Source organism: Advenella kashmirensis WT001 (assembly GCF_000219915.2).
GTDB lineage: Bacteria > Pseudomonadota > Gammaproteobacteria > Burkholderiales > Burkholderiaceae_B > Advenella > Advenella kashmirensis.
In genome coordinates, this window is sequence record NC_017964.1 from 1,851,086 (window position 1) to 1,865,320 (window position 14,235).

12 protein-coding genes, 1 tRNA gene and 3 pseudogenes are annotated in these 14,235 nt (G+C 53.8%); 9 read left to right on the forward strand and 7 right to left on the reverse strand.

The window, feature by feature from the left end; genetic code table 11:
* The first annotated feature begins 9 nt into the window (after window positions 1–9).
* The 6 genes and pseudogenes from ccoO to TKWG_RS08670 all read left to right on the forward strand — a co-directional run bounded on the left by ccoO (window position 10) and on the right by TKWG_RS08670 (window position 3,797).
* Complete coding sequence (ccoO, locus tag TKWG_RS08645) at window positions 10–669, forward strand: cytochrome-c oxidase, cbb3-type subunit II (protein WP_014750476.1); 660 nt, start codon at window positions 10–12, stop codon at window positions 667–669.
* A gap of 24 nt (window positions 670–693) precedes the next feature.
* Window positions 694–864: a cbb3-type cytochrome oxidase subunit 3 gene (locus TKWG_RS08650; protein ID WP_014750477.1), complete on the forward strand. Its 171-nt coding sequence runs from the start codon at window positions 694–696 to the stop codon at window positions 862–864.
* On the forward strand, window positions 861–1,763 hold the full coding sequence (gene ccoP / locus TKWG_RS08655; protein ID WP_014750478.1) for a cytochrome-c oxidase, cbb3-type subunit III: 903 nt from the start codon (window positions 861–863) through the stop codon (window positions 1,761–1,763). The genes TKWG_RS08650 and ccoP overlap by 4 nt, the downstream gene beginning before the upstream one ends.
* A 24-nt stretch (window positions 1,764–1,787) precedes the next feature.
* Window positions 1,788–3,283: pseudogene (gene ccoG / locus TKWG_RS08660) on the forward strand (cytochrome c oxidase accessory protein CcoG).
* 14 nt (window positions 3,284–3,297) lie between these two features.
* The gene (locus TKWG_RS08665; protein WP_014750479.1) at window positions 3,298–3,540 is read left to right on the forward strand and encodes a FixH family protein; all 243 of its coding nucleotides are present in this window, start codon (window positions 3,298–3,300) and stop codon (window positions 3,538–3,540) included.
* Between the two features lie 2 nt (window positions 3,541–3,542).
* Window positions 3,543–3,797, forward strand: a complete 255-nt coding sequence (locus TKWG_RS08670) for a hypothetical protein (protein ID WP_014750480.1) — start codon at window positions 3,543–3,545, stop codon at window positions 3,795–3,797.
* Between the two features lie 150 nt (window positions 3,798–3,947).
* Here the strand turns inward: TKWG_RS08670 and TKWG_RS08675 are convergent, their stop codons facing one another.
* From TKWG_RS08675 to TKWG_RS08695, 5 genes and pseudogenes are all read right to left on the reverse strand, one after another.
* Window positions 3,948–4,706 carry a helix-turn-helix domain-containing protein gene (locus tag TKWG_RS08675; RefSeq protein WP_041710027.1) on the reverse strand — a complete coding sequence of 253 codons (759 nt, stop codon included), beginning with the start codon at window positions 4,704–4,706 and terminating at the stop codon, window positions 3,948–3,950.
* A gap of 303 nt (window positions 4,707–5,009) precedes the next feature.
* The gene (locus TKWG_RS08680) at window positions 5,010–5,756 is read right to left on the reverse strand and encodes an ABC transporter ATP-binding protein (protein ID WP_238534400.1); all 747 of its coding nucleotides are present in this window, start codon (window positions 5,754–5,756) and stop codon (window positions 5,010–5,012) included.
* Window positions 5,757–5,763: 7 nt separating this feature from the next.
* Window positions 5,764–6,579 carry an ABC transporter ATP-binding protein gene (locus TKWG_RS08685; protein ID WP_014750483.1) on the reverse strand — a complete coding sequence of 272 codons (816 nt, stop codon included), beginning with the start codon at window positions 6,577–6,579 and terminating at the stop codon, window positions 5,764–5,766.
* Window positions 6,576–8,494 (reverse strand): annotated as a pseudogene (locus TKWG_RS08690) (ABC transporter permease). Before TKWG_RS08690 ends, TKWG_RS08685 begins: the two are co-directional and overlap by 4 nt.
* Before the next feature lie 172 nt (window positions 8,495–8,666).
* Window positions 8,667–9,839 (reverse strand): ABC transporter substrate-binding protein, encoded by a 1,173-nt coding sequence (locus TKWG_RS08695; protein WP_238534342.1) that lies wholly within the window; start codon window positions 9,837–9,839, stop codon window positions 8,667–8,669.
* Between the two features lie 649 nt (window positions 9,840–10,488).
* Between TKWG_RS08695 and TKWG_RS08700 the strand changes: the two genes are divergently transcribed.
* Window positions 10,489–11,118, forward strand: a complete 630-nt coding sequence (locus TKWG_RS08700; RefSeq protein ID WP_014750485.1) for a LysE family transporter — start codon at window positions 10,489–10,491, stop codon at window positions 11,116–11,118.
* Between the two features lie 84 nt (window positions 11,119–11,202).
* Here the strand turns inward: TKWG_RS08700 and TKWG_RS08705 are convergent.
* Window positions 11,203–12,235: pseudogene (locus TKWG_RS08705) on the reverse strand (Bug family tripartite tricarboxylate transporter substrate binding protein).
* A 315-nt stretch (window positions 12,236–12,550) separates the two neighbouring features.
* On the opposite strand from TKWG_RS08705, the gene TKWG_RS08710 reads away from it, so the two are divergent.
* Together TKWG_RS08710 and TKWG_RS08715 are read left to right on the forward strand one after the other, a co-directional pair.
* Window positions 12,551–12,635 (forward strand) — tRNA-Leu (locus tag TKWG_RS08710).
* 402 nt (window positions 12,636–13,037) lie between these two features.
* Window positions 13,038–13,493, forward strand: coding sequence for a DIP1984 family protein (locus tag TKWG_RS08715; protein WP_014750488.1), 456 nt, complete (start codon window positions 13,038–13,040; stop codon window positions 13,491–13,493).
* A gap of 443 nt (window positions 13,494–13,936) precedes the next feature.
* Here the strand turns inward: TKWG_RS08715 and TKWG_RS08720 are convergent, their stop codons facing one another.
* Window positions 13,937–14,155, reverse strand: a complete 219-nt coding sequence (locus TKWG_RS08720; RefSeq protein WP_014750489.1) for a YdcH family protein — start codon at window positions 14,153–14,155, stop codon at window positions 13,937–13,939.
* Between the last annotated feature and the right edge of the window lie 80 nt (window positions 14,156–14,235).

Sequence of the window (14,235 nt, forward strand, 5' to 3'; positions counted from 1 at the left end):
AGATTTATCATGACGAATCAAAAAAAGCGTTTGTTCACCCATGAAACACTGGAAAAAAACGTCGGGCTTCTGATTATCTTTTCGATCCTCGTCGTTGCCGTCGCTGGTCTGGTGCAAATCGTGCCGCTGTTTTTCCAGCACTACACAACAAAGGCAGCGCCTGGTGTTGAACCTCTGCAGGCACTGCAGCTCATCGGCCGGGATGTTTACATCAAAGAAGGCTGTGTCGGCTGTCATTCCCAGCAGATCCGTACGCTGCAGTCCGAAGTGTCCCGTTACGGCCCTTATTCGGTGGCTGGCGAGTTCGTGTACGACCATCCGTTCCTGTGGGGTTCCAAACGGACCGGACCTGATCTGGCCCGGGTGGGCGGGCGCTATTCAGATGAATGGCATCGTATCCACTTGCGCAATCCGCGCGACGTGGTGAAGGAGTCCAATATGCCGGGTTATTACTGGCTGCAGAACAAGGACGTGTCCAATGAAAATATTCAAGCGCGCATGAAGGCATTGCGGACCCTGGGCGTGCCATATACCGATCAGCAAATCAACGAAGCACCGGCTGCGCTCAAGGGTAAAACGGAAGAGGACGCCATCATTGCCTATTTGCAAAGCCTGGGCATCGGATATCTGGCTGCAATGCGTGAACAGGACGCAGCGGCGTCCAACTAGACGGGAACAGGGACAGGTGAACATATGGACCTCGTGATCGGGATCATGACCATCGTATCCATTATGACCTTTTTCGGGATCATTGCCTGGGCCTGGTCCAGGCATCGGGTGAGCGATAACGAAGAGGCATCGTATCTGCCGTTTGCCGTCCCCGACGAAGCAACGACAACTCGTGGTGAAGGGTATAAAAAATGAGTGATTTTTTCAGTAATTCTTGGAGTTATTACATTGCCATCGTGTCTCTGGCCGGGGTGGTATGGTGCGTGTGGCTGCTGTTTACCCAGCGTCGATGGCTCAAGAGCGCAACGCCGCAAGTCGAAGATACCGGTCATGTCTGGGATGAAGACTTGCGCGAGCTCAATAATCCCGTGCCGCGCTGGTGGACGGTCATGTACTTGGGGCTTTGTGTTATCGCACTGAGTATCATGGTGCTGTATCCGGCGCTCGGCTCATATCCTGGGCTGCTCGGATATACCGCTGCCAAGCAGGTCGTTGCCGAACGCGAGGAACAGGCGGCGCAAATCAAACCTTTATTTGACAAGTTCTCTGCGTTATCTGTTCAGGAACTGGCGGCCAATCCCGAGGCAAACGCCATCGGCAAGCGGCTCTTTCTGAATAACTGTGCGCAATGCCATGGGTCCGATGCCAAAGGTTCGCCCAACTTTCCTAATCTGGCTGACGGCGACTGGCTCTACGGTGGCACACCCGAAGTGATTGTCAAATCCATCACCGAAGGACGGCACGGCGTAATGGCGCCTCTTGCTGCGGTCATTACACCTTCGCAGGCCAATGAAATTGCCCACTATGTGCGTTCGCTTTCCGGTCTGGCCAGCGATCCGACCTTGCTGGCTGCCGGAGAGGCCGGGTTCAAAAAGGTATGCTTCGCCTGTCATGGTATGGACGCCAAGGGAAACCAGGCGCTGGGCGCACCCAACCTGACCGATGCGATCTGGCTCGGCGGCAGCTCCCGCGAGACTATTGTCAACACGATTTTGCACGGACGCCAGGGTGTGATGCCAGCACAGAAACATAATTTGTCCGAAGATCAGATCCGCATGCTGGCCGCCTATGTTTGGGGTTTATCCAATAAATAATCACGCATAGAAGAACCATCAATCATGTCTGACAAGCAACCAGAGCCGTCTGCCAATCAGGATGTGCCTGCCTGGCAACCACCCAGGCTGGTCCCGGCGCAGGCCGCCTCCGCCGATGACAGCAGCACGCAGATCGAGGAGATTCGCGCAAAAATATATCCGCGCTCTGTAACCGGTGTGTTTGCCAAATGGCGGATCATTCTGGTGCTTGTCACGCAGGCGGTGTTCTATGGCTTGCCCTGGCTGCAATGGAATGGGCGCCAGGCGGTGTTATTCGATCTGGCAGAGCGCAAATTCTATATCTTCGGCATTGTGCTCTGGCCGCAGGATGTTTTTTATCTGGCCATCATCCTGATCATTTCGGCCTATGGGCTGTTCCTGTTTACTGCACTTGCCGGCCGGCTGTTTTGTGGGTATGCCTGTCCGCAAACGGTCTATACCGAAATTTTCATGTGGATAGAGCGCAAGATCGAAGGTGATCGTGTTGCCCGTATCCGGCTCGATGAATCTCCAATGAGCTTGCGCAAGTTCAGGATAAAAGCCACCAAGCATTTTTTATGGATTGTGGTGGCCTGGTGGACGGGCTCGACCTTTATTGGCTATTTTTCGCCTATTCGGGAACTGGGCGTTGAGCTCATCCATTTGGAACTGGGTTTTTGGCAGTGGTTCTGGATGATCTTTTATTCCTTTGCGACCTGGGGCAACGCCGGTTTCTTGCGGGAGTCCGTCTGTAAGTACATGTGCCCTATGCGCGCTTTCAAAGCGTGATGGTCGACAAGGATACATTTGTAGTGACTTATGACCGGATCCGCGGCGAGCCGCGCGGTCGTCGCTCCAAGAAAGTGATTCCCAGCCAGGCCGGCCTGGGCGATTGCGTTGACTGCACCATATGCGTACAAGTCTGTCCAACCGGAATCGACATCAGGGACGGTCTGCAGTATATGTGCATTGGCTGTGGCGCCTGTATTGACGCCTGTGACCAGGTGATGGACAAAATGAATTATCCGCGCGGACTGATTCGCTATACATCGGAAAGCGGTATGCTCGATGGGCTTGACAGCAAACAGGCCCGTCAGCGTTTGTTCAAGCCTCGTATTTATGTGTACATCGCACTGCTGAGCGTCTTCATTATCGGCCTGCTGATTTCGCTCTCGCTTCGCTCACCGTTAAGGGTTGATATCGTGCGTGACCGTGGCGTGCTTGGGCGAGAGATACCGGGTGGAATGATCGAGAATATCTATCGTATTCAGGTTATCAATATGTCGGAAAAAGATCAGAAATTTGTTCTTAAAGCCACCTCCAAAGAGATGCCGCAAGTCACGGTATTAGTCGGGGAAGACAATGAGCAACAGATCGATGTGCCGGCTTTTTCCAACCAATGGGTTCCCATGGTCATTCGCGTGCCGGTACAGGGCTCGGCCAAGGGATTGCATCCATTGAGTCTGCATATTGAAAACACGGATAAGACCGATGGCGCATTATCGGCCCAACAGGAAACTACTTTTTTTGTCCCTAATTGACAAGGAGCACAAGGATGCAACTGCAGGAACGAGATAATGGACCGTGGTACCGGGAGCCTTGGCCGTGGCTGCTGATGGCCGGTCCTTTTGTGGCCATTGTCGGCTGCGTGATTACCATTGTTCTGGCATTCCAGAACAACCCCGACCGCGATGTACGACTGGATGCCCGCAAGCAGGGGCTGGTTGTGACGCGTGAAGGAACCGGGCCGCTGGTCCCGCATGCGCCGCCAATCCATACCAACGTCAAGCGGGAGTAATTATGCGCACGATCATGTGGATACTCTGGCCATCCTTTCTCGCTGCCGGATTTGCCAGTGGCGTGGTATTTGCGCTGGTTGATCCGCGGGATATTCCCTTGTTTGGGCATATTCGCATATCCAGTGAGCTGGCCTATGCTGCCGGATTTTTCCTCTTCTGGTTGACCGCCGCGTTCTCCAGCACACTCAGTTTTTTCATGGCTAACAGCGGCAACCAACTCTCACTGTTTTCCCGGCAAACCGAACTGGACGATTAACAATGCGCCAGAGCGCACTCTGTGAGTGGCAGTCTCTCTTGGTAATTGAACGGCAGGTTTTGTGCGCTCAGCCTCGGGATGCATCAGTATGAGGTGATGATAAAAATGCCAGCCACCATTGCTGGCTTGGCGGCCTCACAAAAGGCGCATTCAGGCAAGCGCCTTGCGCAAGTCAGCTCGGTGTATATTCTCGTTTTGAATCAATGTTTGCAGCCCGTTAAAATCCAGGATTCGTACTTCACGTTGATGAATACGAATCAACCCTTCCTTGGCAAACCGCGACAGCAGGCGGCTCACCGTTTCAAGCGTCAGCCCCAGATAATTGCCAATTTCCTCGCGACTCATGCGAAGCACGTATTCACTTCCCGAATAGCCCAGGCAGGCGAAGCGCTGCGATAAATTGATCAGGAATGCAGCAAGCCGTTGTTCGGAGCGCATCGCGCCCAGCGATAGCACCATGCTGTGCGAGCGCGAGATTTCCTGGCTCATCAACCGTGTGACGCGATAGGCCAGGGCGGGAATTTCCTTAGACAGATAACTCAGGTCGTTCATGCGGATGACACATACCTCTGTATCTTCCATGGCGATTGCATTGGATACATGTACGTTCTCTGCAAGCGCATCAAGACCAATGATTTCACCGGCAAAGACAAAACCGGTAATTTGCATATGGCCTGATTCGTTCTCCAGTTGCAGTTTCATGGAGCCCGAGCGGATACCATACAGGGCCGTGAGTCGATCGCCCGCTTTAAAAAAGAGGGTGCCTTTGGGGATACGGATTCGTTCCTTGACTAATTCATTCAGTCGTGCCGCGTCTTGTGCACTGAGCCCCTGCGGTACGCAAATATGCCCCAGCACACAAGTATTGCAGTAAACGGAATCCTTGTTCAGAAGCTGATGTTTAATCATGGTATGCGCGTGACCTTGATAGCAATTAAAAATGCGGGAACGGCGGTTAATTGTAGTTTTTATGATCGGGTAACGCAGCCGATGGAAGGCTTGCAGCGACACGACACTACTCGTACAGCAGGTAACCATCACAACGTGTAATGCAAGAGGATTATCCCTGTAATCCCCATGTTTTTTCATATATATTTCTTACATATTATAACATAGTCGATCTATCGCTTTCGGATCGGTCAGGCGCAAACAGCGCCCTGCGGGAGTATGCGTCTAGCGAAGTTTTTGCCTTGCAGCCTGGTGTTGCTTGTATCAGACCGCCAGAAAATGTGCTTTGGCCTGCGCGTCGTGGACAAGCGCGTGCATCGTGTCTTCATATTTGATCTGGCCTTTTTCCAGGATGTAGACCCGGTCGCATACCTGCCGGGCGAAATCCATGTTCTGTTCCGACAACAGAATGCTTACGCCTTGCTCTTTAAGGGCAAGCACCATCTTTATCATCTGTTCGACCACAATGGGCGCTACGCCTTCGGAGGGTTCGTCCAGCAGCAGCAGGTAGGGGTTGCCCATCAGGGTGCGCGCAACGGCAAGCATTTGCTGTTCGCCACCGCTCATTTGCCCTCCGCGCCGTGAACGCATGCCTGCCAGATTGGGAAATAGCGTAAAAATTGACTCAACCGACCAATGGGCGACAGCCTGGCCATCTGGCCAGACGCGAGGGGGCTGTCTGCCGGTATCGAGGTTTTCCATGACACTCAGATCGGCAAAAATCCGCCGTTCTTCAGGGACGAAGCCGATACCGGCCCGCGCAATCTGATATGGTTTCCAGGCACCAATATCGTGGCCCATAAACTGGAGCGTACCGCGATGGTGTACCAGCCCCATAATGCTTTCTATGGTCGTGGATTTACCGGCGCCGTTACGGCCCATCAAGGCCACCACTTCACCTTTTCCGACAGACAGGTTGATATCAAACAGGATATGGGCGGCACCATACCAGGCGTCAGATTCTGAACTTGCAATAGTGTTTGCTGTTGATGCGTGCCGGTAGCAGGCGATAAACGGGTCATGGGCGTACCCCGGTTGCTGTATCTGTCCCGGCGTGCGAGAGGGCAGATGGGACACTGTCTTGCTGCAGGTTCAGGCCTGTACCGAAATACACCTGCCGCACGTTAGGGTCGTCGCGAATTTCGCGCGGCGTGCCCTGTGCGATGAGTTGGCCCCGGGCCAGCACAAGTATTCTGTCGGCAAATCCAAAGACCACGTCCATGCTGTGTTCGGTAAACAATACAGCAGTATTGCGCGCCTGGGCGATGTCGCGTGTCAATGTCATCAACTCCTGGCGCTCGCGGGGTGCCATCCCTGCGGTGGGTTCATCCATCAGCAGGAGCCTGGGTTCACTGGCCAGCGCCATGGCAAGTTCAACACGTTTGACATCGCCATAAGCCAGTTCCGAGCATGGGCGATCGGCCTGCGTCAGCATGCCAACCTGTTCAAGGAGGGAACTGGCCTGCTGTCGGTACAGCCTGTCGGCCGACTGCCATATGTGATAGGTGCGACGTCGATAGGCGAGCAGGGCATTTTGAATGTTCTGCAACACGGTAAAAGAACTGAAGGTGGCAGCAATCTGAAAGGTGCGGCCCACGCCTTTTTTCCATATCTGTCGTGCCGGCAGATTGGCAATGGACTCGCCGGCAAGCAGGATACTGCCACGCGTAACCGGCAATTGTCCGCCGATCATATTGAATGTGGTTGTTTTGCCTGCCCCGTTCGGGCCGATCAGCGCCAGCAGTTCGCCGGCCTGTAAACTAAAACTGATATCGTCCACGGCAATGAAGTCGCCATAGCGGCGGCTCAGATGATTGACCTCAAGCAAATTCATGGCTGTTTTCCTGCTGCTTGGATCCGACTTTCAGTGCGAAACCACTGTCCAATCCGATGTCCAAGGCCGCCCAGGCCTTGCGGGAAAAGCATTACCAATAACAGGATAATCAAACCGAACAGTCCTTTCCAGTACTCAGTAATGCCAGTAATGTAGTCATGGAGCAGAACATAAAACGCTGCGCCACTTAAGGGACCGGTGATCGATTGAATGCCGCCCAGCAGGACCATGACAAGGCCATCGATTGATTTGCTCACGTACAGCTCTTCGGGCGATATGCTGCCTTTGGAAAAGACAAAGAGTGCACCGGCCAGTCCGGCAAAAAAACCTGCTATGACAAATGCAATCCACTGCACACGCATGCTGTCGATGCCGATGGCGCCGCTGCGTTGTATTGAGTCACGGCTGGCCCGAAGCGCATAGCCCAGCGGTGAAAACAATAACCAGCGCAGCGCCAGCACCGATAGCAGCACGACGGCCAGCACAAAGTAATAAAAATGGACGGGGTCTTCCAGCCAGGCGGCCGGCCAGATGCCAATCATGCCGTTGGAGCCGCCGGTGACATCATTCCATTGATAAGCCACGGACCACGTAATCTGGGCAAAGGCCAGCGTGAGCATGGCAAGATAAATACCGGACAGGCGCACGCAAAACCAGCCGTAGATCAGCGCAGCGATGGCCGCGACGAAGGGCGCCAGTGCCATCGCAAAGGGCATGGGAAGGGCATACCGCTGCAGCAGCAATGCAGCAGCATAGGCGCCCACACCATAATAGGCGGCATGGCCAAACGAGTGCATGCCGCCTGCACCCATGATGAAATGCAGGCTTGCGGCAAAGAGCACGGCAATGAGGATATCCTGTATCAATACTGGCAAATAGGGATAAATATCGATCGCCAGGGGCACACTGATGAGTAGCGCAATGATGCATATACCGATTGTTTTAAGCAGTGCACCGGCCGGACGGTAAGGCGCTTCGGGTACGCCGGTATTTCGCGGTGTTCCGGTACGGGCGCCAAATAGTCCCCACGGCTTGAAGACAAGCACGACGGCCATGATCAGAAACTCGACAACCAGGGTCAGTTGGGGCAGGGCAATGTCAATGCCGGCCAGATGCACGGTTCCCAGCCCGATGCACAGTGCTTTGATTTGGGCAATAATAAACGCTGCAACAAAAGCGCCCGGGATGGAGCTCATGCCGCCGATCACCACCACGGCAAAGGCGTCGCCAATGGTCAACAAGTCCAGGGTCAGGCTGGCCGGCTCGATGGGCAGCTGCAACGCGCCACCCAGTCCGGCCAGGAATGCGCCCAGTGCGAATACGCCGGTGAACAGCCAGCTCTGGTTTACGCCCAGTGCCTCAAGCATCTGTCTGTCCTGGGTCGCCGCACGGATCAGCGTGCCCCAGCGCGTGCGATTAAGCAGTAGCCAGAGCAGTAGCAGTACAATCGGGCCGACCAGAATCAGTAGCAGGTTATAGGTCGGAAATTGCCTGCCGAAGATGGGTACGGAACTGGCCAGAGCGGGCGCTTGCGGACCAAGCAGATCCTCGGGGCCCACAACCACAAGGCCAGGTCACTGAGAACCAGAACCAGGGCGAAGGTGGCGAGCAATTGAAACAGCTCGGGGGCTTGGTAGATACGCCTTAGCACCAGCAGTTCGATGACCGCGCCCAGCGCGCCGACCAGCAGCGCGGCAAGCAGCAATGCGAGCCAGAACCCGCCCGGGTTTGGGGGCAAATAATGTGTCGCCAGACTGTAGGCAAAATACAGACCGAACATATACAGCGACCCATGGGCAAAATTGACAATGCGGCTGACACCGAAAATCAGCGATAGACCGCAAGCGACCATGAATAGCGATGAGGTACCGGCCAGGCCGTTGAGAAACAGAACCGCAAATCCGCTCAGATCCATGAGCACTCCTGTGCACAGTCTGCGCCGGTTGTCCGGCGCCGGCCAATTGCCGTTACGCAACGCGTGGTACCGGCTTCAAATAAGTGTCCAGGCGCGTGCAGGGGTGGCTGGCGGGCTCCGTGACTGCACCGGGTACCCTCTCTTGATAAATGGATCATCGCGGGCCGCATCGCTACTTTGCGGGGCGCATCTTGGTCACTTGCGCATCATCGGGCTGGACAGTGGCGCCATCGATATAGCGGATGTCTGTCATGATGCCGCGACCGTCCTTGACGTCCAGCTTGCCGACATATGCACCCAGGGTCGATTGATGATCCTGCGGACGATAGGAAATCGGGCCGAACGGCGATACAACTTCAAGACCTGAGAATGCCTTGCGGATTGCCTCGGTATCGGTTGCGCCTGCCTTGCGAAATCCTTCTGCAAGTGATTTGATGGCCATATAGCCGACGATGGAACCGAGCCGCGGATAGTCGTTGAATCGTTTTTGATACGCTTCAAGAAATGCCTTGTGCTCGGGCGTGTCGATAAATTGCCATGGGTAACCAGTAACGATCCAGCCTTTTGGCGTATCGGCTCCCAGGGTATCCAGATATTCGGGTTCCCCGGTCAACAGGCTGACAACGGGCATGTTATCAAAGAATTTGCGGGTGGTGCCGGCGCGGACAAACTTGGTGACATCAGGGCCGAACAGGACATTGAAAATAGCATCGGGCTTGGCCTCGCCCAGTGCCTGGATCACATTGCCGGCATCAACTTTATTCAGTGGCGTGGCCTGTTCGGCCACGAATTGCACATCTGGTTGCGCCTGTTTCAACAGGGTTTTGAAAGTCTCGGCCGCAGACTGCCCATACTCGTAGTTGGGGTAGACGATCGCCCAGCGTTTTTTATTGAGCTTGGCCGCTTCAGGCACCAGCATAGCTACTTGCATATAGGTAGAAGCGCGAAGACGGTAGGTATAGTCATTGCCGTCAGCCCAGACCAGTTTGTCGGTCAGCGGTTCGCTGGCCAGATAAAACACCTTTCGGTGAGCTGCAAAATCGGCTAGCGCCAGCCCGATATTGGACAAAAAGCCACCAGTCAGCGCATGTACCTTGTCCCGGCTGACCAGAGCCTGGGCTTCCTTGATCGCATTGCCCTGATTGCCTGCATCGTCGCGGATAATGATTTTCAGCTTGCGACCATTGATCCCGCCATCAGCATTGGCCTGCTCCGCCGCCAATACCATGCCGTTTTTATAGGGTTCCAGAAAAGCAGGAAAAATCTTGTAGCTATTGATTTCGCCGATACGTATTTCATCTGCCGGTTGCGCATGGACGGTGGGTGCCATAGCCAGACACGTCATTACACTCGTGATGATCGCCAACAACCTTTCGGGGCGCCTTTTTGCATGATATCTCCTGATAATGCCTCATTTTTTTGATGTATCCCTAAGTGTAATTTAGTTACCGCTATTTTGATAAATAATGTGATCTTGATCATGGATTTTGTTGCTGGCGTATTCGCGGCTTTTTACGCTTGGAGCATGGGCGTTGGCAAGGCTGCGACAGGCGCTGGCATAGTACTGAATCGGCAAGGACAAAAATTGATCTGCGGCAGGCCGCGCGCGCCGATGCGATCGCGGTCATGGTAGCTGGCAAGCGGCATGATGGCAATTGGAAGAATGTGGCATGGTTCTCACATTACCAAACGAGCGCTTTGCCAACGAGCTGAGGCGCCCGGAAAAGCTGCGAATAAAACAGACAGATTGATCTATAATGTTGTGTCTGGTCAAAGCAGGCCGTTCGTGCCCGCTTGTTGCTGCAGTTATATGATTGCCATAGGGGGGCCGATCTCCCGGGCTTTTGCCATCCTTGTGGTTTCGCAGCCAGTCTTGTAACGTTTTCGTTTTCCAATTTTTTAGTTGCTGTCATTGCAGATGTCGCTGGCCAAGCGCTGACGAGGCTGTGTGCCGGTGACCGCCCATACCGTTTCGCACTTAGAGGATTTTGATTATGTCATGGCAATTGTGGTCAGCGTTTTTCCTGGCATGCTGGATTATCAGCATTTCGCCCGGCGCGGGCGCGATCGCTTCCATGTCTGCCGGCGTCAACCACGGCGTGCGCCGCGGGCTCTGGAATATTCTGGGCCTGCAACTGGCGCTGGCGGCGCAGATCGCGATTGTCGCCGCCGGCGTGGGCGTATTGCTGACAACGACCAGCTGGGCCTTTGCGCTAATCAAGTGGTTCGGGGTTTTATATTTGCTTTATCTGGCCTGGCAACAGTGGCGGGCTCCGGTGCGTGTGATACAGCTGGACGCCCCCGTGTCAGACGTGCCTGCACATCGATTGGTATTGCGCGGCTTCCTGGTCAACATGAGCAATCCCAAGGCAATGGTATTTCTGCTTGCTGTGTTACCGCAATTTATCGACCCGCGCGCGCCGCTTGCACAGCAATACCTTGTGATGTTTATCACCATGACGGTAGTGGATGTCATCGTCATGAGCGCCTATACATGGCTGGCGGCCAGGATCTTGCGTTTGATGCATTCGGCCAAACAGCAGAAAATCCTTAATCGCGGATTCGCCAGCCTGTTTACCCTGGCTGCCGGTCTGCTGTCTCTTGTTCACCAGGCGGGTAAGTAACGCGGTAAAACGCGTGGATGCACGGCCAAAAAGTATTGGCCGGTCCACAGGAATGGTTAATAAAAAAGGGGTTGCCGGTATCGATTATTTCGCAGCCAATCCGGCCTGCTGAATAATCGCCCGGTTATTACGCGACTCTTCATCAATAATCCGCTGAAAGTCTCCAGCGTTGCCGCCGCTGGGGATGTTGCCCGATTGGCGCAGGCTGTCTGCAATATCACGATCACGCAAGGCCGCATCAAATGCCTTGTTCAGTTTTTCGATCACCGGGGTGGGTGTACCGGCTGGAGCGACAATACCAAAATTGGATTTCAGATTTGCCTTGGGCTGCCCAGTTCGGTAAACGTGGGGTCTGAGGCAGGCCATCGATACGTTGTTCGGCGCCGATAGCCAACGCATGCAGCTTGCCGGCCTTGATGTTTTCTATCAGGGTAGCGGAGACATTGGTTGAGAATACTTCGAATTGTCCACCCAGCGCATCGTTCATTTGCTGGCTGCCGCCTTTATATGGAATCAGGTTCATGTCCAGCCCCGCGTCATGCGAGATCTGACCGAACATGATGTGCCCGATTGTCCCCATGCCTGAGGTAGCCCAGCGCAGCTTGCCCGGGGCCTGTTTTGCCGCCGTGATAAAGCCATTGAAATCGCTGGCCTGCAGCGTTTGTGTTCCCAGCAGAACTACCGGAGAATACATGACGCCGATGACCGGCGTGACGGCTTTCTCGGGTTCGTAATTGACTTTGGAGAAGTACGGCGTCAGGGTCAGTGGGCTGGTGGCCGAAAAGGCCAGTGTATAGCCGTCGGGTTTGGCCCGGGACACTTCTGCAATATTAATCGTGCCACCGGCGCCAGGGCGGTTTTCCACTATAACCGGGACCTTGAGTGTTTCGGCCACTTTCTCAGCCAGCTTGCGTGCTACGACATCACTCAGACCACCAGCGGGGTAGCCCACTGACAGCCGGATGGCCTTTTCGGGAAATTCGCCGGCTGCAGCCAGGGGAATGATTGTGGTGCTGATGGCAACGGCGATGAACCGTGACAGGAGCCGTGAAGCATTGGAAAAGGTTGTCATGTTGGCAAAAGAAAAGTAATAGGCAATAAGGAAGGGGCAGAGCATGTGCTATTAGCGGGCTCTGCGCGTCAGTAGAGATTATATGACATATGACATTGCTTTCAGGACCCTGCGTACGCGCTGGGCCTGCATGGTAAAGCAATGTGGACGAGAAGCCGGGAACCGGCCAGAGAACGTAATATGTGCTGTTCCAGGGATCTGCTTGTCAGGTTCTGTATCGGCTTTGAAGTATTTTTACAACAGGCAGCCTTTTTTCGCCGATTTTTTCATGAAAACAGGCGTACCTACTGGTGTTTTTTTTGGGGAGTATATATAATCCTTGTCTTAGCTCTTCAACAGTAAACAACAGTTTTCTGTATTGCCCAGGTGGCGGAATTGGTAGACGCGCATGGTTCAGGTCCATGTGCCTTCGGGTGTGGGGGTTCGAGTCCCCCCTTGGGCACCACTGGTTTTTATGATTGTTATTTAAAACAGTCGCAAATATCAGCCAGTTATTTCCGGTAGTTTTCCAGACAATATTCTTTGTCTAAAGTCAGTATTCTTTAGCTCTACTCCATAAACGAGGACGGGCACCTTCAAACACCAAACACTATTCGTTACAGCAGGCCAACTGCATTGGGCTGCGATGTTCAAACGGTTTTCTCAATTTTCCGAATCCATACGCATCGCGCGGACATCTCATTTGATGGCTATGCAAAAGCCTTTGATATCGCGACGGGCGGCCGATAGATTGATTATGCTAGAATTTTGTTACCGTCTGGCCGGTGAATCCTCTGCAAGGACAGATCACCTGGAAGGGCGGATGCGACTCGCAATGCCATAGATGTTTTACAAAGGAAGATGAGCAATGAAACTGGCCGAAGCTTTGGCGTTACGCGGTGATTGTCAGACGCGACTGGCGCAGCTAAAGGCGCGTTTGCTGCGCAACGCGACTGTGCAGGAGGGAGAGGTGCCTGCCGAAGATCCCAACGCATTGCTGGCGCAGTACGAGGTACTGTGTACCGAGCTGGTGCAATTGATTCGCCGTATCAATCAGACTAATTCGGTGACCTCTGTCGCAGGTAAAACCATGACCGAAGCGTTGGCTGAACGCGATATTCTTAAGCAGCGGCACGCGACCTATCTGGATTTGGCTGAAGCGGGCACTATTTCGCGTTCGGTGGTTACGCGTTCAGAGGTGCGGTTTAAAAGCGCCATTGATGTGGCGACGGTGCAGAAAAAGGCAGATTTGCTGGCAAGGGCCATACGTGAGCTGGATGCACGGATTCAGGAGGTAAACTGGCAGGTGAGTTTGCAGGATTGACAGAATGCCGGTAACCGGTGGCGATGCGAACACAACCCTTTCCAGCGGGGCAAGCTGGAGCATAGTGGTGCAAGGGGCTGCACCGTGGGTTCAGGCCCAATTAACAAGGCACGCCCAGCATTGTGACACCAATACGCAGCACATATCACAGCTTACAACCATGTGTTGGTCGCCAGTCGGTGAGGGTGGGTCAGGGGATGCAATGCCGACATGCGCATTGGGTGTTCTGTCAGGTTTCGACCGCCATCGGCACGCGTGATGCTAGGCGTAAAGCACTCAAGTACCCCATGCATAATGAGGCTGTACCAGCCGATTTGTCCATGACCGTCAATTAATCAAAATGTATGGTTTCAGCGATTGCTGCTACAAGCAGGCAGGGGCTGCGGGCTGATGGCGGGTTTTACTAAAACGGGGCATTGCACCCCGTTTCACGATGCTGTGGATCAGGTGGCTGCTCTTTCCTTCAGCATGCTGTAGAGCTGATCCTTGAGCTGCAGTTTTTCTTTTTTCTTCTTCTCGATTTCAGTATGCTTCTCACTGAAATCCTGCGTCTCAAGATTTTGCAACTCCTGATCCAGATCATTATGTTTTTTGAAAAGGCGCTTGAAATTGGCGTCTTCTTCTTTGAGCCGGGATATTAAATCACGATATTCAGGGAACATACCGACGACCTCCGTCTGTTGTGAGTTGGAAAATCCATTATACAGACAAAGAATGCCGCAACCAAAATTTCTGTTGCGGC

Coding starts and splice junctions, on each gene's coding strand:
- TKWG_RS08685 (WP_014750483.1), bottom strand. CDS start 6,579: ATGAATTTGCTTGAGGTCAATCATCTGAGCCGCCGCTATGGCGACTTC.
- TKWG_RS08695 (WP_238534342.1), bottom strand. CDS start 9,839: ATGACGTGTCTGGCTATGGCACCCACCGTCCATGCGCAACCGGCAGAT.
- TKWG_RS08665 (WP_014750479.1), top strand. CDS start 3,298: ATGCAACTGCAGGAACGAGATAATGGACCGTGGTACCGGGAGCCTTGG.
- TKWG_RS08700 (WP_014750485.1), top strand. CDS start 10,489: ATGTCATGGCAATTGTGGTCAGCGTTTTTCCTGGCATGCTGGATTATC.
- ccoO (WP_014750476.1), top strand. CDS start 10: ATGACGAATCAAAAAAAGCGTTTGTTCACCCATGAAACACTGGAAAAA.
- TKWG_RS08715 (WP_014750488.1), top strand. CDS start 13,038: ATGAAACTGGCCGAAGCTTTGGCGTTACGCGGTGATTGTCAGACGCGA.
- TKWG_RS08650 (WP_014750477.1), top strand. CDS start 694: ATGGACCTCGTGATCGGGATCATGACCATCGTATCCATTATGACCTTT.
- TKWG_RS08670 (WP_014750480.1), top strand. CDS start 3,543: ATGCGCACGATCATGTGGATACTCTGGCCATCCTTTCTCGCTGCCGGA.
- ccoP (WP_014750478.1), top strand. CDS start 861: ATGAGTGATTTTTTCAGTAATTCTTGGAGTTATTACATTGCCATCGTG.
- TKWG_RS08720 (WP_014750489.1), bottom strand. CDS start 14,155: ATGTTCCCTGAATATCGTGATTTAATATCCCGGCTCAAAGAAGAAGAC.
- TKWG_RS08675 (WP_041710027.1), bottom strand. CDS start 4,706: ATGATTAAACATCAGCTTCTGAACAAGGATTCCGTTTACTGCAATACT.